Below are 24,876 nucleotides of genomic sequence, written 5' to 3'. Positions count from 1 at the left end.
GAAAAGATAGCCGACGGTCGTCTCGACTTCCTTGCTCTACCCATCCCGGCGGGTATTAAAGTGTCCGATCAAGTCGAATAATTTTTGGAGGTCGCGGTGGATCTGCCCCGCTTCAAGGCACACCTTGTCCCGCAGGCCGTCGGCTCGGACCGGGTCTTTCTCGTTTCGGAGGAAGGCCACTACCTGGTCCAGGGAAAGGCCGTGGCCGAGGTCGTGCCTTTCCTGGACGGAACCCACACGATCGCCGAGATAGCCCAGAAGCTCTCCGACCGATTCACGCTGGGTGAAGTCGTCTTCGCCATCAGCAAGTTCCAGCGGTTCAACCACCTCGCGGAGGGCCCGGTCGGGACCGACCGCGCCGCGGTGGCCGTCTGGGAGTCCCGGGGAGTGGACGCCGCCGAGGCCGCCCGTCGACTGGACGAGGCCCAGGTGGAGATCACCTCGGTGGGCGCGGTGGACGAGGCGGAGGTGGTGTCCGCGCTGCGGACCACCGGCATCAAGGTGCGGCCGGTCACCGCCGCCAAGGCCGGTGCCGCCGCTCCCACCATGGTCGTCGTACTCGCCGACGACTACTGCAACCCCGAACTCGAGGCCGTGGACGCCCGCCTGCGCGAAGCCGGCATCCCCTGGCTGCTGGCCAAGCCCAACGGCGCCGATGTCTGGACCGGTCCGTACATGGTGCCGGAGGCCACCGGATGCTGGCGCTGCCTGGCCCAACGCCTCGACGGCAACCGGCAGGTGGAGGCGTACCTCAAGCGCAAGCGCGGCGACGACGCTCCGCTCCTCACCTCGCTGGCGGCCTCCCCCTGGTCGGTGGGGCTCTCGGCGCAGCTGGTCGCCAGCGCCGTGGCCAACATCATCGGGGCCGAAGCGTCCGACCACCAGGGCGTCCTGGTCTCGGTGCACGTCCCGACCATGCGCACCGAGCGCCACCAGCTGATCCGGCAGCCGCAGTGTCCCGGCTGCGGTGACCCCGCGGTCCTGCACATCGACCCCCGGATCGAACTGACCGAGCAGACCGTGCAGTTCAGCGCGGACGGCGGGCACCGGACGATGCGCCCCGACGACACCTACAAGCGGCTGGAGAAGCACATCAGCCGGCTGACCGGCGCGGTCAGCTCGCTGCGGCTGCTCAACGACGTCGACAACGGCGTCACCTACAGCTACTCGGCCGGCCACAACTTCGCGATGCCCGGCGACAACCTGGCCATGCTGCGCCGCAACCTGCGCGGCCAGAGCGGCGGCAAGGGCCGCAGCGACATCCAGGCGCGCGTCAGCGGAGTGTGCGAGGCCATCGAGCGGTACTCGGGCGTGTGGCGCGGTGACCGCCGCACCCGCCGGGCCAGCTTCGACGCGCTCGGTCCCGACCTGGCGGTGCACGCCAACGACCTGCTGCAGTACTCCGAGGCGCAGTACGCCGGCCGGGAGGTGTGGAACCACACCGGCGCGGGCCGGCTGCACATCGTGCCGGACCCGTTCGACACCAGCCGCGAGATCGAGTGGACGTCGGCCTGGTCGCTGACGCACGACCGGGAGCGCCTGGTGCCGGCGGGATACGCCTGGTTCGGCCACCCCGACCTGGTGGACAACTTCTACTGCTTCAGCGACGGCAACGGCAACGCCGCCGGGAACACCCTGGAGGAGGCGATCCTGCAGGCGTTCTACGAGATCTCCGAGCGCGACGCGGTCGCCCTGTGGTGGTACAACCGGGTGCTGCGACCCGGGTTCGACCTCGACAGCCTGGGCGAGCCGTACATCGACACCCTGCGCGACTTCTACACTGGCATGAACCGCAGCCTTGAGGTGGTGGACATCACCACCGACCTGGGCATTCCCACCTTCGCCGCGGTCTCGCGCCGGACCGACCACCCGGTGGAGGACGTGCTCCTGGGCTTCGGGGCACACCTCGACGTGCGGATCGCCGTCCTGCGGGCCCTGACCGAGGTCAACCAGTTCCTTCCGGCGGTGATCAACCGCAACGCGGACGGTTCCACGGACTACTGGGAGGACGACCCGGACACCCTCGCGTGGCTGAAGGAGGTGACGGTCGCCCAGGACCCGTGGGTCGCTCCGGCCGCGAACCTCACCCCCACGTCGGCCAGTACCTACGCCGGCCTGTTCTCCGGCGACCTGGCCAAGGACATCCGCAACGGTGTCGAGCGGGTCGAGAAGGCCGGCCTCGAAGTGATCGTCCTCGACCAGAGCCTGCCCGACCTGGAGTTGAAGGTCGCCAAGGTCATGGTCCCGGGCATGCGCCACTTCTGGCGCCGGCTGGCTCCGGGCCGACTCTACGACGTGCCGGTGAAGCTGGGCTGGCTGTCCGAGCCGACCGCCGAGGACCAGATGAACCCGCGCAGCGTCTTCTTCTGATCGGTCGGTCCGTCGATCAGCCGGTCCACCGTTCCTTCGATCCGTTGATCCGCTGATCCGCCGGTCTCCCGGTCCGCCGGTCCGCCGCTCTGCCGGCCCGCCGGTCCGTTGATCCGTCTCTCATGCCGTCGTCCCGAGCGGACCCCCGCCGGGGCGGCGGCCTGAACGTCATGGCCTTGCCCAGTGACAGGGCTTTCCCCACCGCAGTCTCCCTGGAGATGACATGACTGGTCCCGACGCTTCCGGCGTCATCAGCAACCACCCACCCGCACCCGGTCCGGTGCGGGTCGGTGAACTCCTGCGGCTCCACCCGGGCGCTCGGGTCGTCCCCGTCCCCAGCGGCGCGACCCAGATCTTCATCGGGCAACGCGGCACCTCGCTGGGTGCCCTGTCACCGGGACTGGCGGCGGCCGTCGAACTGCTCGGCACCAAGCCGGTCGACAACGACGAGCTGCTGGAGGTCGTCCGGAGCCACGAGGGCGAGCTCGGCATGCTCAAGACGCCCAAGCTGCTGCAGCGGCTGCGCGCGGGCGGCTGGCTCGCGGTCACCCTGGAGGCCGCGGGGAAGCCGCTGTTGACGTTCCGGCCGCTCGGCCCTGCCGTTCCGCCCGTTCTCAAGCACGACGGTGACCCGGCCGAGCTGCGGATGTCGCGCTTCGCCGTCCTGCGCGCCGAGGGCACCGGCATGGTGCTGGAGTCGCCGCTGGCGCACGTCGCCGTCGAACTGCACGATCCCGCACTCGCCGGGCTGCTGGCCTCGCTGCCCGCGCGGCAGGACCCGGGGCAGGCTCCCCAGGACACCGAGAGCGCGCGGACCCACCTGCCGGAGCAGCCGGAAGTGGTCTCCGCGCTGCTGAGCGCCCTGGCCCGGCACGGCTTCCTGGTGCCGCGCAGCGGCGCCGCCGAGGAGGACTTCCGCTTCGCCCAGTGGTCGCCGCACGAGCTGTGGTTCCACAGCCGTACCCGCGTCGGACGCCACGACATGCCGTACGGCGGCACGTACTGGGCCAAGGGCACCGCCGAGCCGCTGCCCGCGGTCCGGCCGTCCTTCGAGGGCGTCTCGGTGGAGCTGCCCCGGGTGGACCTGGAGGCGTTGCGCGCGAGCGACCGGACCCTCACCGAGGTACTGGAGGACCGGCACTCGCTGCGGCTGCACGACAGCTCCTCGCCGCTCACCGCCGCGCAGTTGGGCGAGTTCCTGTACCGGAGCGCACGCAACCGGGCCCAGTACGACGACGGCTCCCAGCAACTCGGCGACCGGCCCTACCCGTCCGGCGGCCGGGCGTACGAGCTGGAGATCTATCCGCTGATCGACCAGGTGGACGGTGTGGCACCGGGCCTGTACCACTACGACCCCGAGGGGCACCGGCTGGAACTCGTCGCCGAGCCCGGGCCGGCGCTGACCCGCCTCACCGAGATGTCCCGCGCGACCGCGCAGATGTCCGCCGCCCCGCAGGTGACGCTGCTGATCACGGCCCGCTTCGGGCGGGTGATGTGGAAGTACTCCACGATGGGTTACGCCCTGGTGCTCAAGCACGTGGGGGTGCTGTACCAGGTGATGTACAGCGTCGCCACCGCGATGGGGCTCGCGGGCTGCGGGCTCGGCGGCGGCGACTCCGACGCGTTCGCCGCTGCTTCCGGGGTGGCCTGGGAGAGCGAGTCGACCGTCGGCGAGTTCCTGCTCGGCAGCCGTGGAGAGGAGGACGGCAGTGGAGTTCCGGCGTAAGGCACTGGAGAACCTGCGCGCACCCGACGACCTGGACAGCCCCCTGCGCCTGGCCCGGCCGCGGGCCTGGGCGGTGCTGGCACTCGTGGCGGTGCTCATCGCGGGCGGCCTGGTGTGGTCCTTCAACGGCTCCCTGGCCCGCAACGTGAACATACCGGGCATCCTCACCCACCCGCTGGGGGTCTCCAAGGTCGAGAGTCCGCAGAGCGGACTGGTCTCCGACGTCTTCGCCCAGACCGGGAACCCGGTGACCAAGGGCGCCCCGGTGCTGTCGCTGGTCGACGCCCACGGTGCCACCCAGATCGTCCGGGCCCCCTTCTCCGGCCGGACCATCGCCCTGCTGGTCGACAACGGGCAGTACGTCAACGCGGGCGCGACGTTCATGACGGTGGAGCGCACCGACAGCAAGAACGACCGGCTGGTGGCCGTCCTGTTCGCCCCCGCGGACAAGGCGGGCCAGCTGCAGATCGGCGACGACGTGGACATGGACGTGTCGTCGGCTCCCGCGCAGGCGTTCGGCCTGATGCGCGGCCATGTCACCGCCGTGGACGCGTTCCCGCAGACCGAGCAGCAGGTGCTGGACTTCCTGGGCGGGAACCAGCTGCTGTCCAACCAGCTCCTGAAAAAGGGCGGTCCGGTCCGCATCACCGTCGACCTGGAAACCGACTCCAAGGTCTCCAGCGGCTACCGCTGGACCTCGGCTTCGGGCCCCCCGTTCCGGATCAACTCGTGGACCCAGGTGACCGGTTACGGCCGGCTGCCCGGTGAGCGTCCCATCGATTGGCTGTTGCCGAAATGACGACTCAATCCACGCCCCCACTGCCCGCACCCGGCCGGAGGGCCGACTCGAAGGCGCCGGGCGGACCGTCCCGTGGCCGCGGTCGCCGGCGCGATCGCAGCGAACGCGCCAGGAACCGGATGCGCGTCAAGACCCCCACCGTGATCCAGCTGGAGGCCGTCGAATGCGGCGCGGCCTCGCTGAGCATGGTGCTGGGCTTCTTCGGGCGCTTCGTCCAGCTGGAGGAGCTGCGGACCGCCTGCGGCGTCTCCCGTGACGGCGCCAAGGCCGTCAACCTGCTGCGAGCGGCCCGGAGTTACGGACTGCTGGCCAGCGGCCGGCAGATGGAGGTGGAGAAGCTCAAGAAGCTGCGGCCGCCGACGATCCTGTTCTGGAACTTCAACCACTTCGTGGTCTACGAGGGCATGGGCACGCGGCTCGGGCGCCCGGTGGTCCACCTCAACGACCCGGCCTCCGGCAAGCGCACGGTCAGCATGGAGGAGTTCGACAAGAGCTTCACCGGCGTCGTCCTCACCTTCGAGCGCGGGCCCGACTTCAGGCGCGGCGGACGCCCCCCGCGCATCTCCACCGACCTGTACTCCCGCTACCGCCGCAACGGCGGGGCGCTGATGCTCGCGCTCCTGGCCAGCATCCTGCTGATCATCCCCGGCGTGGCGGTTCCCGCGTTCACCCGGGCCTTCATCGACCGGGTGCTGAACAACGGCGACCACTCCTTCATCACCCCGCTGATCGGCGCGATGGCCGCGGCCTCGGTGCTGACAGTGGTGCTGACCCTGCTCCAACAGACGCATCTGCTGCGGGTGGAGTCGTCGACGGCGATCCGAAGTTCCGCCCGCGTCGTGCGGCACCTGCTACGACTACCCGTGGTCTTCTTCACCCAGCGCAACCCGGCGGAGATCTCCCAACGGGTCGCCTCCAACGACCGGATCGCCGAGATCCTGTCCCGGGACGTGGCGACCGCGGCGGTCAGCGCGCTGCTCGTGGTCTTCTACGCGATCCTGTTGTGGACCTACGACGTCCAACTGACCCTGATCGGCGTCGGGGTGGCCCTGCTGAACATCGTGGTGCTGCGCCTGGTGGCCCGGCTCCGCAGCGACGCGGTGTCCAAACTCCGGGCGGACCGCGCGCGGTTGACCGCCGCGTCGTTCAACGGCCTGCAACTCATCGAGACGATGAAGGCGTCGGGCTCGGAGAACGACTACTTCGGCCGCTGGGCCGGCTTCCAGGCCAAGGTGGCCTCGGGATCGCAGGTCCTGGGCACTCCCACCGCGCTGCTCGCCGTCGTACCACCGTTCCTGGCGGCGGTGGACAGCGGCTGCATCCTGCTGATCGGCGGGACCAAGGCGATCGACGGGCACATCTCGATCGGTCTGCTGGTCGCCTTCCAGACGCTGGTGACGAACTTCACCCGCCCCGTCTCCCAGTTGAGCAACCTGGGGCCGCGGGTGCAGGACGTGGCCGCCGACATCAACCGGCTCAAGGACATCGAACGGTTCCCGCTGGCCTCCGACTTCACCAACAAGGTGATCGACACCGGCTCGGCCGCCGCGCCGGCCGGCGCGCCCGGCCAGCCGCCGGTGCCGCAGGACCCGCACGGGCAGCCCGGCACGGGCCGGCCCTCCTCCCGCAAGTCCTCCCGTCGGCCCACCAGCGTGGCCAGCGTGAAGATGATCGATGTCACCTTCGGCTACAGCCCGTTGGGTGAACCGCTGCTGCGCGACTTCGACCTGACCGTGCTGCCCGGCCAGCGGGTGGCGCTGGTGGGCGGCTCGGGCAGCGGAAAGTCCACGGTGAGCCGGCTCATCGCCGGCCTGTACGAGCCGCGGTCCGGTCAGATCCTCTTCGACGGCCGGGAACGCCGGACCTACACCCGTGACACCCTCGGCAACTCGGTGGCCTTCGTCGACCAGGACATCTTCCTCTTCGAGGGAACCGTCCGGGAGAACGTCACCTTGTGGGACACCTCCATCCCCGACGAGAGGATCGTCGCGGCGCTGCGCGACGCGGCCGTCTACGACGTCGTGGCCTCCCGGCCGGGCACCCTCAACAGCCTTGTCTCCGAGGGCGGCACCAACTTCTCGGGCGGTCAGCGGCAGCGTCTGGAGATTGCCCGCGCCCTGGTGCGCGGGCCCAGCGTCATGGTGCTCGACGAGGCCACGAGCGCCCTCGACGCGGAGACCGAGAAACGCATCGACGACAACCTCCGCCGGCTCGGCTGCGCTTGCGTGATCATCGCCCACCGGCTGTCGACGATCCGGGACAGCGACGAGATCCTCGTGCTCGATCACGGCCGGGTCGTGCAGCGCGGCACGCACCACGCCCTTGTCAAGGCAGAGGGACTGTACGCCGACCTGATCCGGGAGCAGTGAAGCCGTGAGCACATCCCACTTCTCGATCAACTACGGCCCGGACGCGATGGATCTGTCCGAGCTCGCAACGGTCCTCAGCCCCCGGACCGACGGCGTCTTCGCGCTGGCCGACCCCGGGCGCATCTGGTTCGTCACCGAGGGCATGCTCGACCTCTTCGCCGCCAGCGAGGAGGAGGGCGGACGCTGGACCTTCCTGTGCCGGGTCGGGACCGGCAGCGTACTGTGCGGCGCCCGGCTGGACGGGCCGACCCTGGTCGGCAAACCGCTGCCCGGGGGCGCCGTGCAGTCCTGCACGCTGGGCGAGGCGCTCAACGTCGCGCTCCCGCGGGTCGGATACGGTGCCGGCGCGCCGGCGAGCCGGCTGGCGAAGCTGCTGGCGGACGGACTGGACGCCGGGTTCGTGGCACTGGCCGACGCGGTGCGGACCGAACTGCCGCCGCGGGAGTTCGTCCCGCTGGAGACGGACAACGCCGACGGGTCGCGCCGCGCCCTGCTGCCGCCCGGTGCCATGGCACGCTCGGTCGACGGTGTGGTGTGGATCGAGGTGATCCGCGGTTCCGTCGCACTGGCGCTGACCGACTTCGACGAGTCCGGCGGGTCCGCCCGGCCCGCCCCTGCCCCCGCCCCGGCTCCCGCCCCCGCACAGCCCCCCGCGCAGCCCGCACCGCCCGCCCATGACCCGTTCGCCACCATGGGCTGGCCCGGCCGGGGCGTCACCAAGCGGTTCCTGGTCACCGAGTCGGACTGGGTGCGCTCCGCGGACGGCGCGACGGTGGGCGTACTGCGCACCCCGGAGGTCATGGCAGACCCGGGCTTCGCCGAGGAGGTGCTGTCCCAGCAGCGCCTTCTCATGCGCCGGTTGACCGATCGGATGCACAGCCGGCGGTCCACGGCCCGCCGGGAGATGAACCAGCGGCGGAGGCTGGACGCCGAGACGCTCCAGCGTTCCTCGCAGGCTCTGGCATCGGTGCTCGACCCGTTCCGCCTGTCGGGGAGCGGCGACTTCGACCCGGCCGACCAGGACACCTATCTGGCGGTGGCCCGCGTCGTCGGGCACGCCTCGGGCGTCGAGGTCACCCGCACCTCCACGTCGGAGGCATCCGACTCCCGGCTGGGCCCCGTGGAGCGGATCGCGGTGTCCTCGCGCTTCCGCACCCGCGAGGTCCGCCTGGACGGCGACTGGTGGAAAACCGACCTGGGGCCGCTCTTCGCCCACCTCGGTTCGGATGCCACCGAAGGGCCGGGCGGCCCGTCGGACATCAACGTCAGCAAGCGCACCCCGGTGGCACTGATCTGGCACCGTGGCCGGTACCAGGTCCGCGAGCCGGGCGGCAGGACCACGAGGGTCGGCCGCTCCTACGCCGCCCGGTTGGAGCCGATCGCGTGGATGTTCTACCCGCCGCTGCCGGACGAACCCCTGGACCGGAACGCGTTGATCCGCTTCGGGCTGCGCGGCAGCGCCCGCGACGCGGCGATGATGATCGGGCTCGGACTGGGCGCGGCGCTGCTGGGCCTGCTGGTCCCGGTGCTCACCGGTAAGGTGCTCGGCGTCCTGGTGCCCCATGCGGACCGGGGGCCCCTGACGCAGGTGTGCGTGGTGCTGTTCGCCGCGGCCCTGCTCTCGGCGGTCCTGTCGGCGGTACAGAACCTGTCGCTGCTCCGGCTGGAGGGGCGCTTCGAGGCGCGGGCCCAAGCCGCGGTGTGGGACCGGCTGTTGCGGCTTCCCACCTCCTTCTTCAACAAGACCTCCACCGGCGAGTTGAGCAACTCCGCGATGGGCATCAGCACCATCCGGGACGTGCTGTCCGGCATCACCACCCAAGTGGTGCTGGGCTGCCTGATGTTCATCACCAACATGAGCCTGCTGTTCTTCTACAGCGTCCCGCTGGCCCTGATGGCGCTGGCCCTGGCACTCGGCGGCGGCCTGATCTGCCTGATCGTGGGGATCAAGCAGACCAAGTGGCAGAAGCTGCTGACCGAGCACGACCACAAGTTGGCCGGCATCCTCTTCCAGATGCTCGGCGGCCTGTCCAAGCTGCGCGTCGCCGTGGCGGAGGACCGGGCGTTCTCCCACTGGGCGCTGGGATTCGCCGGATCGAGGCGGCTGTCCTCCCGTGCCCGCCGCCTGCAGAACGTGGTCACGATCTTCAACTCCGGCTATCTGCTGGTGTGCTCGTTGCTGCTGTTCGCGCTCGTCGGCGGCCCGGCCAGCCACCAGCTGTCCACCAGCGGGTTCCTGACCTTCAACAGCGCCTACGGCATGATGCTGGCGGCCTGCATCCAGATCACCGGAAGCGTCACCATGGCATCGGCCGTGGGACCGCTCTTCGACGGCCTGCAACCGGTGATCTCCGAGGTGCCGGAGGTGTCGGCGGCCAAGGAGTCGCCCGGCGACCTCTACGGCGAGATCGAGGTCAGCAACGTCAGTTTCCGCTACCACGACGACACGCCGCCGGTGCTGCACGATGTCAGCTTCCAGGCTCGGCCCGGGGAGTTCGTCGCCATCGTCGGTCCGACGGGGTGCGGGAAGTCGACGCTGCTGCGGCTGCTGATCGGTTTCGACGAGCCCACCACCGGAGCGGTCCTCTACGACGGCATGGACCTGTCGTCGCTCGACGTGACGGCCGTCCGCCGGCAGTGCGGTGTCGTGCTGCAGAACGGGCAGCTGTTCGCCGGCAGCATCCTGTCCAACATCTGCGGCATGGGCAACTACTCGCTCGACGAAGCCTGGGAGGCCGCCGAGATGGCCGGCCTCGACGAGGACCTCGGACGGATGCCGATGGGCATGCACACCGTCCTGTCCGAAGGGGCGACGACGCTGTCGGCCGGCCAGCGACAGCGGCTCATGATCGCCCGTGCGCTGATCGGCCGGCCCCGCATCCTCTTCTTCGACGAGGCCACCAGCGCGCTGGACAACCGCACGCAGGAGATCGTCACCCAGAGCATGCGGCGGCTGAACGCGAGCCGCATCGTGATCGCCCACCGGCTGTCGACGGTGATGCGGGCCGACCGGGTGCTGGTCCTGGACGCCGGCCGGCTCGTGCAGTCCGGCAGCCCGGACGAGCTGCTTCAGGACAAGGACGGCATGTTCTACCGCCTCGTCCAGCGGCAGATGTCCTGACCCGCTGCCACCTGCGGCCTGCCCGGCCCCGCCGGCCCGGCCCGCCGGTGCGACGGGCGCCGGCATGCGGCCTCCGAGCCGTCATGCCGGCGCCCGGCACCGCCCGGTGCCGTGGCCGGTGGCCGGTCGTGCCGGGCGCGTGATCCCCGACCTGCCCGTTCCGAAGGAGATTTGTCATGCCCCGCCCCTCCACGTCCGGCGTCATCCCGGCAGCCGGCTCCGACGATCGTCCCCCAGGACCGGCAGAGGACCTGGAGCTGGCCGGCATCCGCGCGGACCCGCTCGCCTTTCTGCAGGACCTGGTCAGCGAGTACGGCGACCTGTGCAGCCATCGCACCCGCGGCCAGAACGTGTGGTTCGCCAACTCGCCCGAACTCGTCCAGCACATTCTCAAGGACAACTACACCAACTACACCAAGGCCGGCACGCCGGACGACTTCATGCTGACCCCCCTGCTCGGAAAGGGGCTGCTCACCAGCAACGGCGCGCAGTGGGAACGCCAGCGGCGGCTGTCCGCGCCGTCCTTCCGCCGCGTGGCGGTGGAGTCGTTCGACGGCCTGATGGTCGAGGCGGCCGTCGATCTGGCCACCGCCTGGGGCGAGGCGGCCGACCGGGGCGAGGCCGTTCGCGTGGACCACGACTTCACGGCGCTGACGCTGCGGGTGGTGGCCTCCGCGCTGCTCGGCTCCGAACTGACCGCGGCCGGGCGCGGGTTCGGGCAGGCCGTCGACGACATCAACCGGTTCATCGGCCACTTCGACGGGACCCCGCCCCAGGACGCGGACTTCCGGGCCCGGCTCCGGGCGTACACGGGCGCGAAGGGCTTCCTGGACCGGGTGGTCGGCACCATGATCGGAGCCCGGCGGCTGACCGGCCCCGACGAGCACCCCGGGGACCTGCTGGACGCCATGCTGGGCGCCCGGGACGAGCACGCCAACGCCTTCTCCGACCAGGAGTTGCACGACCAGGTCCTGACCATGGTGATGGCCGGTCACGAGACGACCGCCAAGGCCCTCAGCTGGACGCTCCACCTCCTCGACCGGCACCCCGAGCACGCGGCGCGGGTCCGGGAGGAGATCGACCGGGTGGTGGGTACGCGGCTGCCGACCGCCGCGGACCTGTCCGGACTGGTCTACACCAGGCAGTGCCTCGACGAGGCCATCCGTCTGTTCCCGCCGGTGTGGCTGATCTCCCGGCTCGCGGTGGAGGACGACACGCTCGGCGGGCTCCGTATCCCCGCCGGCACGCTGGTGTGCGTCAGCCCCTGGACGCTGCACCGGCATCCGGACCACTGGGAGGCGCCGGAGGAGTACCGGCCGGAGCGGTTCGAGGCCGAGCAGCAGCATGCCCGCGCGGGCCACTCGTACCTGCCGTTCGGCGGGGGGCCCCGGGTCTGCATCGGGCAGGCGTTCGCCACGACCGAGGCGATGCTCGTGCTGACGGTCGTCCTGCAACGGCTCCGGCTGACCCAGGCGCCCGGCACCACGGTGGTGCCCGAAGCGCTGGTGACCCTGCGGCCGCGTGACGGCCTGCTGATGCAGGTGGAGCGGCGCCATGGATGACGCGGCACAGCAGGTGGGACCGGCCGCTCGCAGCTACCGCCCTGAAGAGGAGCTGGGCGGCTTCGAGCAGGAGGTCACGCGGCTGGACCACCAGGCCGCGCTGACCTGGGCCCACGAGTGGCGCATCCTGCGGCCCCTGGCGCCTTCCGGTGGTGGGGCGGTGCTGGACGCGGGCTGCGGAAACGGCGCGGTGACCGCGGAGTTGAGTGCCGCGCTGCCGGGGACCCGGGTCGTCGGCCTGGACGCGCACCCCGGACTCCTGGAGCGGGCGGGTGCCCGCGGGACGGGCGGACCGGAACCGGAGCTGTTCCTGGGCGATGTCGGCGACACCCCGTTCGCGGACGAGACGTTCGACCTGGTGCTCTCCCGGTACGTCTTCCAGCACCTGCCGGAGCCGATCGGCGTCGCACGGGAACTGCGCCGGGTGCTGCGGCCCGGCGGGCACCTTGCCGTGATCGACGTCGATGCCGGACTGTGGGGGACGGCGGAGCCCGATCTGTCCGGCTTCTCGGAAGAGGCGTACCGCGCCCTCGGCGCCGCGCAGTCCGCGGACGGCGGGGACCGGCTGATCGCCAGGCGACTGCCCCGCATCCTCAGGGACGCCGGGTTCACGGACGTGACCGTGCAGCCGTTCGCCTACACCAGCGACGAAGTGGGGCTGGACGCCCTGGCGCCGCAGCTCTCCCCCGAGCGGCTGCTGCCGCTGGTCGAGCGGGGCGCGCTCAGCCTGACCGCGTATCTGCGGGCGATGACCGCCTGGCAGAACTTCGTGGCGCGGGACGGCTTCGTCCTGCTGCTGGGGTTCGCCGTGGTGGGACGGCGGTAGACCCGGGGCGGCCGCCGGCCGGCGTCAAGGGGGCGCGCAATCTCCCACGGTCCAGGGGTCCTTGCGCCCGCCGGCGGTCGGGAAGGGCCCGGCCGGCGGCGGGCGCGAGCCGGTCGGGCCTACACCGGAAGGTGCGGCCCGGCCCTGTCACGGACCGCGTTCCGTCAGGACTTGACGCGCTTGTTCCCGCTCCCGGCGCAGTTGACGCCGAGGGCGTCGGCCAGGGCGGTCCGTCCCGGTATGGACAACTTGCCGTAGACGCGGGTGAGATGGACCTCGACGGTGCGCGGGGTGATGTGCAGCAGGTCGGCGATGCTCCTGTTGGTCCGCCCCCGGGCGGCGTGCATGGCGACGCGGTGCTCGGTCGGCGTGAGGGCGGGCACTCCGGACGCCGGGGTGCGCCGAAGCCGTCCCCCCGCGGCGAGCAGCGATTTGCGCGCCTCGGTGGTGAGCGAACGCGCCCCCGACTCCTCGGCGAGCAGCATCCCCCGGTGCAGCGCCCGCCTGGCCTGTGCGAGAGAGCCGTTGTGCCCGTGCGCCTGGCCCGCCGCGACGAGTGAGAGCGCCAACTGGAGCCGGGCGTCGGTCTGTTCGAGAAGGGCCACGGACTCGGCGAACGCGCGCTCCGCCGCCGCCCCCGAACTCACCTCCCCCAGCGAGCGCAACGACCGGCCCACCACCGCGAGATCGCCCCAGCGGCGGGCCAGTTCGACCTCCGCCTCCGCGAGCTCGCGAGCCTCCTTGTCGTTGCCGAGCTGTTTCCACGCCCGCGCGGCGAGGCTGCGCCAGTCGCTCAAGGCGGGGTTGACGATCCCCAGCGCCTCCAGCCGGTGCCCGCACTCCATCAGGTCGGCGAGTGCGCCCCGCAGGTCACCCAGGTGCAGGCGGAACATCCCCCGCACGCCCAGGGTGCTCGCGGGCAGGTCGTGGAGTCCTTGCAGGAGGTCGACGGCCCCCTCGTAGTGGCCGATCGCCCCGCGCGCCCTGGCGACCTCGGTCACCGCGACCGCACGGCAGCTCTTCACCTCGTGATGTTCGGTGGTGAGCGCCAGCGCCTGCTCCGCCTCGGCGAGCGCCACCGGAAGGTCGCCCATCCGCACCGCGATCTTGGCGCGCTGGCAAAGGGCGATCACCCGCGGGAAGAGCGCGTCCGTGGCCAGCGCTCCGGTCAGCATGTGATCCGCCCAGCGCTGCGCTTCCCGCAGATGGCCTGCCCACGTCAGTATCGTGATACATCGCAGCAGCAGCACCATCGAAGCGCTTCCGGACGGCCGCTCGCCCGCCAGCGCCCGGTGCACCAGCTCCAGCGGGACATCGCAGGGTTCGGATCTGCACGCGAGATCGCCGGCGATGGAGGCGAGTAACTCCCGCTCGCCGGGCGTGACTCCGAGGTTGATGCTCAGGGTGGGACCGCCGAGCGCCTCCAGGGCCGCCGCCCGGCCCTCGGCAGGGACCGTGTGGGTCAGGGACTGCACGCTCAGGCGCAGTTCGGAGTCGCCGAGTTCGGCGAACGCCTTGTGGTCGACGTGGGCGAGCACGGTCCGGGACGGACGCAGAGCCGACTCGGCGCTGCCCGGCCGCAGGACTCGCGCGTGGGCACGTTCCACGATCGCCCCCGCCTGGAGCGCGGGATCGGAGAACAGCCGGACGGCCTCGTCGAGATGGCGGTCGGCGGCCGCGGGCGCGAAGAGCGCCTCGGCGCGGCCCAGCAGCCAGAGCACCTCCGCGCGCTCCTCGTCCGGAATCCTGTCCCGGAGGACCCGCCGCGCGTACTTGGCACACGTCTTGGGGTCGCCGGTCTTCAGGGCGTCGTCCGCGGCTTCCTTCAGCACGCTGCACGCCCACGCGTCGTCGGACATGTCGGCCTGGAGCAGGTGCTCGGCGACCTGCGCCAGCGGGGCCCCCAGATCGTTCAGCCGCCGGGCGGTCCGCATGTGCAGGGAGCGCCGCGCATCGGCGGACATGTCACGGTGGATCAGGCTCCGCAGCTCCGCACTGCTGAAACGGTACCGGCCGGAGACGCCCGTCTCGCGAAAGATCCCCACCGGGGTGAGCTCCGCTATGAGTCCGCTGATCGCGTCCCCGTAGAGGTTGAGCATGTCCGCGATCACCGCGCAGTCGCCTTCTTCACCGAGCACCGTCGCGACCTCGGCGACCTCCCGGAGGTGGACGGGCTGGCGCAGCAGCCGGTCGGCGGCGGCCTCGGCCTCTATTCGTGCACCGCAGCGCCGTATCTGCTCGACCTGCGACGCCCGAGGGGGCACGAAGTCGGCGGTCAGGGACGCCAGCAGCTTGTCCAGGCGGGAGGGGCGCCCGCGGGACGTCTCGGCGCAGACCTGCACGAACTCGTCGTCGCACCCCTGCCCGGAGTAGGCGGCCTCCACCACTTCGCGTACGCTGTGCGACGAGAGCGGGCTGAGGGTGAGGGTGAAACACTGGTCCCGCTTGGATATGTCGTCGGTCAGCTTGCGGTCGACCGCGGTCTCGTCGGTCCGGTAGGCCAGGACCAGCAGGACCGGCAGATTGTTCAAGTGCCGTACCAGATAGGCGAACCAGCGCAGTGAGGTCTCGTCCATCCACTGGATGTGATCGACGACGACGACCAGGGGCTGCCGGCGCGCGCCTCGCGCGAAGACCTCCCGCAGGGCTTCGAAGAGCCGATGGTCGAACGGGCCGGCGCCTTCGAGCACGCCGTGCAGGAACTCCTCGTCCTCGGTGGCCCGGTCCCTGTTGGCGACCTCGAGTGCGGCGGCCACGAGCTGGCGGACAACCCCGAGTTGGCTGTGTGCGTCCGAAGGGGAACAGGACGTGCTCAGCACCACGCTGCCCAAGCGCCTTACCCGTTCGGCCACTTCGGCGAGGAAGGTGGAACATCGCATGCCCGAGACGGACCGGACCAGAACGGTGTTGCCCTTGCCTGCCCTGGCACTGCGCGCACGGGTCAGAAGGTCGGAGAGTTCCGACACACGTTCAGGCTGCACGGAGCCTCCTCACCTCAACCCCTGTTGCTCCGCATGCGATGCGGGGACCGGCCGCGATGTTCTTCACTCCGGCAGTACAGCGGGCCGCGACGGGGAACTCGCGCCATGTCGCCTTCATACGGAGGGTGTTGCCGGTCCACAGGAGAGAGTCGTCGTCAGCGAATGCGAGGTCGCGAACATGGTGCAGGGTCTCGATCTTCCAGTGGTCACGGACGAGTTCGTCGAGCTGAAGCGGGTGGCCTGCACGGCTGTCAGGCCGGCCTCTCACCATAGGTTGTCTTCGTGACGGTCCGGCCACCCCATCGTCATGCACTCCACAACTTCGCAAAATCTCCTTGATTTGATCACGAGATGATCGTTTCTGGCGATGGCGGCGGGGAGCGCCGGCTCCGCCCGCCGCCGGCCCAAAGGGTGGACGATCTCCCAACACGTGAAAGGCCGCCCCCGTGCGGACGGCACGGGGACGGCCTTTCACCGGCTTCGGCGGCGGGTGGCTACTGCTGAGGTGGCGGGTAGCCGTAGCCCTGTTGCGGGTTGGGCGGTGGATACTGGCCGGGTTGACCGGGTTGACCGGATTGGCCTGGCTGCTGGCCCTGGTAGCCGGGCTGCCCCGGCATCGACGGCGCCTGTACGGGCGGTGAGTTGCTGCCGTCCTGCGTCCACAGGCCCTGTGCCTGCTGGGCCCGCACGAAGTCCTCGGCGACCATGGCGGAGAGGTTGAAGTACGCCTCTCGGGTCTTGGGCCGCATCATGTCGAGGTCGACCTCGGCGCCGGCGGCGAGGTGTTCGTCGAAGGGGACGACCTGGACTCCGCGGCAGCGGGTCTGGAAGTGCGCCACGATGTCGTCGACCTTGATCATCTTGCCGGTCTCGCGGACGCCGGAGATGACGGTGATGCTGCGGGCGACGAGTTCGGCGTAGCCGTGGGCGGACAGCCAGTCGAGGGTGGTGCTGGCGCTGGACGCGCCGTCGACGGACGGTGTCGAGACGATGATCAGCTGGTCGGCCAGGTCGAGGACGCCGCGCATCGCGCTGTAGAGCAGGCCGGTGCCGGAGTCGGTGAGGATCACCGGGTACTGGCGGCCCAGCACGTCGATGGCGCGGCGGTAGTCCTCGTCGTTGAAGGCCGTGGAGACTGCCGGGTCCACGTCGTTGGCGATGATCTCCAGACCGGAGGGCGCCTGCGAGGTGAAGCGGCGGATGTCCATGTAACTGTTGATGTAGGGGATCGTCTGCACCAGGTCGCGGATGGTCGCGCCGGTCTCCCGGCGCACCCGGCGGCCCAGCGTGCCCGCGTCCGGGTTGGCGTCGATCGCCAGGATCTTGTCCTGCCGTTCGCTCGCGAGGGTGGAGCCGAGCGCGGTGGTGGTCGTCGTCTTGCCGACACCACCCTTCAAGCTGATGACCGCGATCCGATAACACGCCAGCACCGGCGTACGGATCAGCTCCAGCTTCCGCTTCCGCTCCGCCTCCTCCTTCTTGCCGCCGAGCTTGAACCGGGACGGCTGCGCGTTGGCACCGGGCTTCTTCGGCCTCGGCTGGTTGCGCAGCAGCCGCTCCGAACTCAGCTCGACCGCCGCGGTGTAGCCGAGAGGCGCGCCGCCCTGCGTGGTGCGCTGGCGCTGATCGGGCGTCACCGTCGGCCAGCCACCGGCCCGCGGGTCGACGGGAGGGCCGAATCCCTGCGGCACTCCGGGTTGCTCGGTCCGTGGGTCGCCGGGCGTGACACCCGGCTGCGGGGTGCCCGTCGGTGGTTCCGGCGGGCCGGAAGTCGCGGGTGCCGCCGGCGCGGCGGGGGTCGCGGGCGTGGGCGCAGCGGGTGCCACGGGCACAGCAGGTGCCGCGGGCGCAGCAGGTGCCGCGGGTGCAGCGGGTATCGCGGTCACGGGCGCGGGCGCCACGGGAGCCGCGGGAGCCGCGGGCGGGCCGGACACCACGGGAGCCGCGGGCAGGCCGGGCGCCGCGGGCTGGTCCGACTGCGGGAACCCGTATCCGCTCCGCGCGGGCAGCCGCTGCGGCGCTCCCGCGGTCCCGGGCTGCGGCTGCTGGTTCTGCGGTAAACCGGCACCGCCCTGGAGGACGGGCCGACGCAGAATCTGCGTGCGCGGCTCTTCCTCTTCTTCCTCTTCCTGCGACTGCTGCTCCTGCGGTGCGGCCGCCGGCACCGACGCCGCCGCCCCGGCCGCCCCGGCCGTCCCTGCCGCGGCTGTCGGCCCGGGCACCGCGTCCTCGGGCTCCGCGGTGTCCGGCTCGGCGGCGTCCGGCGCGCTCACCATGTACCAGGTGGGCAGCCGCGATCTGATCGTCAACTCACTGGTGCGGTCGGACTCTGACAGGTCGTCGCCAGGACCGGCCCCGCCCGCGCGGTTGTAGTCCCGATCGCTGCTCACGCTGCCTCCTGGTCTGCTGTCCTCAACCGCTCCGCACCCTTCCAAACAGTCCGTCGCCGCCCCCTGCCCCGTTCAGGGAAAGCCTAGGCAACCGATCGTGAACCTCACAGGCCCGCGCATCGCCGTTTGTGTTATAGCGGACGATCATGTGGGAGGGAAGCGCCCTACGGCAGCTGCGAAGTCTTGATCGTTGGGGTGTCTACGCAGGTCGGGTGAGTTGCTGGGGGGATGCGGACGGCGACCGTGATCATGAACGTATCTGACGACGGTCAAGAACAGGGGGCCGTGCAGCCCACGATAGCCGGGTAGAGGTGGACGAGGGCCTTCGGGGCGTTGAACTCCGCGGTCTCCGGGCGCTTTCCGCGACGCGGCCCGCGCCCACGATGTACTGGTGGACCCCACTCCGTCCACAATCCGCTGCCGGCCGGCCCCGTCACCCCGGTCCGGAACCGGCACGCCCCCCGAGCGCGCCGAGCTCCCGCCGCACTCCCCTGGGCCCCTTGAAACAAGCACCGCAGGAGAAAAGCAAAGACCACAGGCCACAGGCTAGGTGACCTGGGGTTTACGAGGGCCTGCAAGATCGCGTTCGGTCGTGCAGGGCTGTGCCAGCGAATCCCGTCTTCCCAGGTCAGTGACGTGTGACCCCGATCGGTGTGATGACTAGTCCAGCCGGTGCCGCCCCGTCCGCTCACGCATCGCTCACGCAAGAGCAGCCCCTGCCTCAGCCCTTCCGCAGATCTGGGTGAGCTGCAGGAACGGTACTCCCTCCCACCCATGTCGTCCCGCACATATGGCAGATCACGACGCTGGACGCAACCCAAACTGCAACCCTCCCGTTGAACCGTTCCGGGTCTGGTGGAGACTCTAGATCTTGACCGTGACCTGGGGTAGTTCGACTCAGATAAGGCCTTCCAGCTTCGCTGTGATGGATCAGCCCGCCGGGCTGGTGCCGCCATCCTTCGTGGTCGCGCTGCCACAGGCTCATCTCGACTGCGGACAGGACGAGTTCGGTCTGTCTGGTGGCTACCGCGAACCAGCCGACGATGCGGCGGGAGAAGATATCGACGACGAAAGCGACGTAGACCCTGCCGGCCCAGGCCGCGACATAGGTGCAGTCAGCGACCCAGGTCCGATTCGGCGCATCGACGACGAAGCGACGATCGACCAGAACGGGGGCCTGCTCGGCTGCCCGGTCCTGGAGGGTGGTGACGGTCTTCTTGCCGCGGACGGCGCCGGTGATGCCGACTTCGCGCATCAGCCGTTCGACCGTGCAGCGGGCGACTTGGTGGCCCAGTTTACGCAGTTGGTGCCAGATCTTGCGGGCCCGTAGACGCTGTAGTTGGCCTTGAACACCTTCTGGACCAGGGCTTTCAGTTCTCCCTCGCGCACCGTCCTGACCGGGGAGGGCGGGCCTTGTCCGCGTAGTACATGCAGGGGTGATGCTGATGCCATGCCCGGTCAGCGCGGTGCAGATCGGCTCGGGGCCACCGAAGCGGTCCCGGTGCTCGGCGATGAACATCATGAGCGAAGATGTGGCTGGTCGAGCTCGGCCCGGAGAAAGCCGAGGCGCTGCCTTGAGGATCTCGTTGGCCCGCTTGAACTCTGCGAATTCCTTCTTCAGGGCTCTTGGACGGTGTCCTATGTGGTGAGGCGACGGAGTCTCTTGTAGCAGCAGATGGCGGCGAGGGCGAGGAAGGCCAGGTAATTGCGGGGATGGCGTTCGTAGCGCGGACTCAGTCGGCGGTATCCGGATAGCCAGGACATTGTCCGTTCGATGACCCAGCGGCGGCGGCCCAAGCGCTCACTCGACTCGATGCCCTTGCGGGCGATACGCACGCCGATGCGCTTGCCCTGTAAGCATTTCTGCAGGTGAGATACGTCGTAGGCTTTGTCGGCGTGGAGGGTTGGGGCTTGAAGTAGCGGCCGCGGTGGGGGTCGTGTCTCGTTTGGTGACCGAGCGCCATCGGCTTCAGCGCGAGGCTGTCGTGGACGTTGGCTGCTGAGACGCCGACGACCAGGGGCAGTCCGTTCGCGTCCGACAGGATGTGCATCTTGGAACCCGGCTTACCCCGGTCCACGGGGCTCGGACCTGTCTGTCCGCCCCTTTTTTAGCCCTCCCGTGAGCCGAGTCGAGGACGGCGCGGGACAGGTCGAGCAGCCCTTCGTCATAGAGCCGGTGCAGGATCGCTTCGTGCAGCCGGCCCCAGACCCCGGCCCGGGACCAGATCAGGAATCTGCGGTGCGCGGTCGACTTCGATATCCCGAAGCACGGCGGCAGCACCCGCCAGGCACACCCACTGACCAGCACGTAGATGATCGCGGCGAACAGCGTCTCATCAGGGGTGTCCTGGGTCCCGCCACCCTCACCCGCACCTTGGACGGTGGGATCAGCGGCTCCGCGATCTCCCACAGCCCGTCCGGAACGATCCAACTCCACATACCACGGCCCATGTTCAGTCCAACGACGCCTCACCACATAGGACACCGTCTTAGCTGGGCGGATTCTTCCGATGCCGTCCCGGGCCGGGACCCGAAGTCGATCTGGTCCCAGCGGGCCACTGGCGCACCTCTCGGCCGTGCCGATTCCGAGTTTACTCGCGACGGCCTTCATCCCGGCCCACTCGGTCTCGTAATCAGGGCGGACCCTGGCGACCATGCATACTGCACGACGCCGCAACTTAGCGGAATAAGAGGAGGGACGTGCCATGACTTAATCTTCTCAAAGAATCGAGTCTCCACTGAACCCGGAACGGTTCAAAGTACCGGACGACCTGTTCACCCGGCTGCGCAGCTGGCAATCCGGTGGAACCTCCTCTCGCTGGCATCCTGCCAGTACAGCGCAGCCGCCGTCAGACCTCATCCTCTGCCTCCTCGCCATGGATGCGCTGAGCCAGATCCCACAAGGTCAAGTCATCCGACCGATACCAGCGAGCCGTTCCCTGATTGGCCACTGGCCGCTCGTCCCAGGCGGCGTCCGCCCACATCTTCGACACCAGGCCGGACGGCGAGTACTGCTGCTCATCGTAGGCCCACAGGATCGGCTTGGTCCGGTGATTAACCCAGGTCGCCTGACGTCGCTTTTCGTCTTCAACAAGCCACTCTTCCATGGCATCACGCTCGGGCACGTTCATGGCTTTGTACCGGAGGGGGACTCCATCCTTGATGACACGCCGGTCAACCAGAAGCGGCACCGTGTTCGGGCGACGCGGCTTGCGCTCCTTCGTAGGAGGTTCGGGAAGAGCGACGCCCTCGGCCAGGTCGCCAAGGACATGATTCGCGAGTTCCCTACATGTCTGCGCGGTCTGGAAAGCAGTCCTGATCTGGGGACGCGGCCCGTAACGAGTCAAAATCTGATGGGTCAGACGACGGACCAGTTCCGGTACAAGGGCAGGAATCTTCTCCAGCACCTCGCTATCCCAGTCGAAGTCGGGATCATCGATACTCGTGGCGCCCAGATGCTGGAAGATCAAGTGGGTGACGAGAAAGCTTCCATGTTCCGTTGTCGCAGCTTCGCGGCCGTTCTCCCCACTGCCCAGTTCGTAGACCGCGCTCCGTGACGCGCGCAGGGTGAGTACGGAGCGCCACACCTTCTGCGGGGAGGGTTCGCTTTTAAACAGCACACTGTGGCTGCCCTTGGAACCCTGCTCCCAAAGATTCTCCGTGGAGCTGGCAGCCCTGGCGACCTGTTCTGCATCCGAGTGCAGGCAGGCCAGGGCAAGGGCAAGTTCGTCCAGTGAACAACCGGTCTCGGGTGCAGCGACCGGCTCGCCCCGCTTGATCACGTACTGCTTGCGCAGTTCGGCGCGCAGGTTGGCCTTGATCGCCTGGTGTACAGGTTCGAGCGCGATGTGGTCGCGCTGCTCAATGACGTTCTGCCGGTTCGCTGCCTGCGAGACCTGCACGCCGAACTTCCGGTCCTCATATGTATTGATGACCTTGATGCTCAGAGTCGCATGGGCCGCAGTCTCACCATCATCATGCATGGCTCTGGCGACTGCCCGTACCGTCTGTGCGCCATTGACGATACTCGCCCCCGTCACGGTGAGAGTGGTTGGCCTGCTCTGCGGTGCCTTGGCGCTGTCGTGCTTAGCCGCAAGGGAGTCGCAGATCATGGTAATGCCGTTGTTCAGGTGCCAGAATCTGGTGGGATCGGACGTAAGAGTCTGACCGATCTCCGCATTGGTGACGGTGGTCCCGAGCGGAGCCCGGAGATTCTGCTCAAAAAGACCGGTACCGTGCGTCTCATACCACTCAGCGACACTCTCGGCGGCGACAGTGCCTTGATAGGACTCAAGCGGTCCTTTCTGCTGGTACCAGTCATCAAGACGTACATCCAGGCAGATCGGCTCCGGCCGAAGGTCCGCATGAACCTGGTCGTGGAAGTCTGCGGCGTATAGCAGCTCGATACTCAATCGGGCGCCGTGCTTGTTGAACTCGTCGAGAGCGTTGTCCAGAACCTCGCGTGCGGGCGGAGAGGGCTCCACGGTGCCCATCAGCGCGATGACCAGAGTGGCCCTCTCGTTGATGATGAACGGCCTGGCCTCCAAGGCGAGGGCACCGGCACGCTGGTTGAACTGGTCGTACAGCTCGTTCTCGATCCGGTTGAGACCGTCCACCATCGCCTTGGCAGCGTCCACATCGAAGGTCGCCGTGCCCTTATCACTCCACTTCGCTTGGACCAGCAGAGCCAGCCCGCTCTCCGGCAGGGGGGCGATGGCATCCATTCCCTGGTCCGCAATGCCGTCAGTCACAAACCGGGCCGCCTCAGCCACACTGCACTTGGCCACGCGTCGTACAGCGAGGGCTGCAAGGGCACGCGAGAGAAAGCGCTGCTCGTAATTGACACCGCGGAAGTGGGCAATATCGCTGTCATCTATCACCCCGTCAAATGTCTCATGCAGCTGCTCGCGTACCTGCATTACCTGGCGAGGTATGCCCGCCCCCGAGGTGGCCATGGATGGTTGCCTTCCCATTGGTGTCTTCTTGATCGCCTAGCCCCGCGTCTTGATCCCCGAGCCGTTGCCACGCTGCCGGAGACTAAAGTCCACAACCACCAACGCAACACCAGCCGTGTCGATCGTGGCTTCCACCCAGCCCATGGCCACCTCGAGAGGTACCCGTCTCGCGCCGAGCCAACCGTCCCGCACCAGCCGGGCGAAGTCGGTCGGTACCAGGTGGCGGGTGAGCTCGCCCACGGAATGGCCCGGGAGACTGGGCTCCACCGCGGCCGAGATCGCAGCGGCGACCTGGCCGTAGGGGTAAATCGCACCAGAACTCGTCCGGTGCAGAGCCGCGGTGAATGGCACCGGCTCATGAATGCGGAGAAATAGAGGGTCTTCAAGGAAGCTGTAATCGTCGGCATTCTGCCGAGCACGTCTGGGGAGGCGGCGAACACGGCTGTAGAACTCATTCAGCCTGTGCCGGGCGTCAGAGGAAAAAAGTCCGTCCGGGCCGGGACGCACGTAACGTAGTACGACGAGCGTCTGGGTGTCGACGTGGTAGTAGTAGGCATCGAGGGAACCGTCTCCACCATCCGCCACCCACCGATCGGTTATCGACGTGGCCTCAAAGTCATAGTTTAGGCTACCTCCACGACTTGCAAACGTCCGGATGACGGTCTCACCGCCGCGACGGAACCTCGTCGCTGCCCACCCACGGATATCGTCAAGCGTCGGCTGGACCGCAGTCCCCGTAAGCCCGCCGATGAAGGCTCTGCGAGCGGCTTCCTTGTCCCAGAGACGTACCTCCGAGAAGTCGTTCGGGGCTAATCCGGCGATCTTGGCAAAGAGCAGAAGAGCGTCGCGCTCATCACGCCAGGCGAGTTCACTCTCACTCCAGCCTTCGGCGTCGTCAAGTAGAGGCATCAATTTCTGGACTTCGGCCTCGACGACAGAGGAGATCCGCCGGAGATTAACGAACAAGGTATCGGCGCCGACTGTGACAGGACCACTTTCCGGAAGCGACCTGGCGAGGGCGACGTCCCGCTCACCAGCAGCGCACCAGAGCCCTGAGGCGGGCACCCTGCCTCGAAAGCTCCGCGCACGAGTGACGACGACCTTTCGGTCACGGTCGGTCCCATGGGCGGGCCGCACAATTCCCAACCCCCAGATCCGCTCGGGTTGCACCCCGCCACCTCCGTCACCCTGCTGCTCGGCAGGAGCAAGCAGGATCGCGAGATGTGACTTGACTTCAGGCCAATCACGGCAGGATTGGGAGTAGGACCTTTCCTTGGTGTGGTCGGCATCGATCAGACGAAGCAGGTCATTGTCAGGGCGCAGAATCGCCAGCCGCGGCGATCGCGCCGGAGACGGGAGATCTACTCTCCTTGGTTGTGCGTTTTCCATCCACTCCCCCGAACCACCTGCCACCGCACCGAGCCGGGCCTGGGGAGATCATAGCGCGCCAACTTCGGCCTCCGTCTTGGACGCATGTACCAGCTCCTGTGAGAAGGCTACTTGGTTGTCCCGCCCACGCGGCATACAGCCCATCCCGCGCTCGTGTGCACGCCACGAACAACAGGCACCGCTCGGCCAGCAAGTCAGTCGCGTACTGCTTCGGGTTGATGTCAGCCGAGGTAAGTGCGCGACGCCCTCGTTCGGGGCACCGAACCCGGTCATCAGCTTCGCGGTCACCACCAGGAAGCACAGAGGCTCGTCCGGTGTGAGAAATCGCCGCTTCTGCTTCTCCTGATCGATCTCCGAGAGCTGGAACGGCCGCATGGCGGGGTCTTCG

General features: G+C 68.9%; 12 protein-coding genes and 2 pseudogenes. 7 read left to right on the top strand and 7 right to left on the bottom strand.

The window, feature by feature from the left end; genetic code table 11:
• Window positions 1–96: 96 nt before the first annotated feature.
• From OG896_RS22215 to OG896_RS22185, 7 genes are all read left to right on the top strand, one after another.
• The gene (locus tag OG896_RS22215; RefSeq protein WP_329367960.1) at window positions 97–2,370 is read left to right on the top strand and encodes a TOMM precursor leader peptide-binding protein; all 2,274 of its coding nucleotides are present in this window, start codon (window positions 97–99) and stop codon (window positions 2,368–2,370) included.
• Window positions 2,371–2,593: 223 nt separating this feature from the next.
• Window positions 2,594–4,096 (top strand): SagB family peptide dehydrogenase, encoded by a 1,503-nt coding sequence (locus OG896_RS22210; protein ID WP_329367958.1) that lies wholly within the window; start codon window positions 2,594–2,596, stop codon window positions 4,094–4,096.
• Entirely contained in the window at window positions 4,080–4,895 is an 816-nt protein-coding gene (locus OG896_RS22205; protein WP_329367956.1) for an HlyD family efflux transporter periplasmic adaptor subunit, read from the top strand. The genes OG896_RS22210 and OG896_RS22205 overlap by 17 nt, the downstream gene beginning before the upstream one ends.
• Window positions 4,892–7,264 carry an NHLP family bacteriocin export ABC transporter peptidase/permease/ATPase subunit gene (locus OG896_RS22200; protein ID WP_443057140.1) on the top strand — a complete coding sequence of 791 codons (2,373 nt, stop codon included), beginning with the start codon at window positions 4,892–4,894 and terminating at the stop codon, window positions 7,262–7,264. Before OG896_RS22205 ends, OG896_RS22200 begins: the two co-directional genes overlap by 4 nt.
• A gap of 4 nt (window positions 7,265–7,268) precedes the next feature.
• Window positions 7,269–10,385 (top strand): NHLP bacteriocin export ABC transporter permease/ATPase subunit, encoded by a 3,117-nt coding sequence (locus OG896_RS22195; RefSeq protein ID WP_329367952.1) that lies wholly within the window; start codon window positions 7,269–7,271, stop codon window positions 10,383–10,385.
• A 176-nt stretch (window positions 10,386–10,561) separates the two neighbouring features.
• On the top strand, window positions 10,562–11,947 hold the full coding sequence (locus OG896_RS22190) for a cytochrome P450 (RefSeq protein WP_329367950.1): 1,386 nt from the start codon (window positions 10,562–10,564) through the stop codon (window positions 11,945–11,947).
• Window positions 11,940–12,773 carry a methyltransferase domain-containing protein gene (locus OG896_RS22185; RefSeq protein ID WP_329367947.1) on the top strand — a complete coding sequence of 278 codons (834 nt, stop codon included), beginning with the start codon at window positions 11,940–11,942 and terminating at the stop codon, window positions 12,771–12,773. Before OG896_RS22190 ends, OG896_RS22185 begins: the two co-directional genes overlap by 8 nt.
• Window positions 12,774–12,937: 164 nt before the next feature.
• Here the strand turns inward: OG896_RS22185 and OG896_RS22180 are convergent, their stop codons facing one another.
• The 7 genes and pseudogenes from OG896_RS22180 to OG896_RS40450 all read right to left on the bottom strand — a co-directional run.
• The gene (locus OG896_RS22180; protein WP_329367945.1) at window positions 12,938–15,754 is read right to left on the bottom strand and encodes an AAA family ATPase; all 2,817 of its coding nucleotides are present in this window, start codon (window positions 15,752–15,754) and stop codon (window positions 12,938–12,940) included.
• Window positions 15,755–16,248: 494 nt separating this feature from the next.
• Window positions 16,249–18,144, bottom strand: a complete 1,896-nt coding sequence (locus OG896_RS22175) for a MinD/ParA family ATP-binding protein (protein WP_329367943.1) — start codon at window positions 18,142–18,144, stop codon at window positions 16,249–16,251.
• Window positions 18,145–18,865: 721 nt separating this feature from the next.
• Window positions 18,866–19,663, bottom strand: a complete 798-nt coding sequence (locus tag OG896_RS40455) for a DDE-type integrase/transposase/recombinase (RefSeq protein ID WP_443057263.1) — start codon at window positions 19,661–19,663, stop codon at window positions 18,866–18,868.
• A gap of 119 nt (window positions 19,664–19,782) precedes the next feature.
• A pseudogene (locus tag OG896_RS22170) lies at window positions 19,783–20,595 on the bottom strand (IS5 family transposase).
• A 398-nt stretch (window positions 20,596–20,993) separates the two neighbouring features.
• A complete protein-coding gene (locus OG896_RS22165; protein WP_329367941.1) occupies window positions 20,994–23,099 on the bottom strand; it encodes an AIPR family protein in 2,106 nt (701 codons plus the stop codon).
• A 36-nt stretch (window positions 23,100–23,135) separates the two neighbouring features.
• The gene (locus OG896_RS22160; RefSeq protein WP_329367939.1) at window positions 23,136–24,065 is read right to left on the bottom strand and encodes a hypothetical protein; all 930 of its coding nucleotides are present in this window, start codon (window positions 24,063–24,065) and stop codon (window positions 23,136–23,138) included.
• 511 nt (window positions 24,066–24,576) lie between these two features.
• A pseudogene (locus OG896_RS40450) lies at window positions 24,577–24,729 on the bottom strand (DNA helicase); the annotation flags it as partial.
• Between the last annotated feature and the right edge of the window lie 147 nt (window positions 24,730–24,876).

This window comes from Streptomyces sp. NBC_00669, from assembly GCF_036226785.1.
GTDB lineage: Bacteria > Actinomycetota > Actinomycetes > Streptomycetales > Streptomycetaceae > Actinacidiphila.
This window is presented reverse-complemented; position numbering and strand designations above follow the sequence as displayed.

What these genes read in the sequence shown, in the direction of transcription:
- OG896_RS22210 (WP_329367958.1), top strand. Translation starts at nt 2,594, where the DNA reads ATGACTGGTCCCGACGCTTCCGGCGTCATCAGCAACCACCCACCCGCA.
- OG896_RS22200 (WP_443057140.1), top strand. Translation starts at nt 4,892, where the DNA reads ATGACGACTCAATCCACGCCCCCACTGCCCGCACCCGGCCGGAGGGCC.
- OG896_RS22190 (WP_329367950.1), top strand. Translation starts at nt 10,562, where the DNA reads ATGCCCCGCCCCTCCACGTCCGGCGTCATCCCGGCAGCCGGCTCCGAC.
- OG896_RS22185 (WP_329367947.1), top strand. Translation starts at nt 11,940, where the DNA reads ATGGATGACGCGGCACAGCAGGTGGGACCGGCCGCTCGCAGCTACCGC.
- OG896_RS40455 (WP_443057263.1), bottom strand. Translation starts at nt 19,663, where the DNA reads ATGTTCATCGCCGAGCACCGGGACCGCTTCGGTGGCCCCGAGCCGATC.
- OG896_RS22165 (WP_329367941.1), bottom strand. Translation starts at nt 23,099, where the DNA reads ATGGCCACCTCGGGGGCGGGCATACCTCGCCAGGTAATGCAGGTACGC.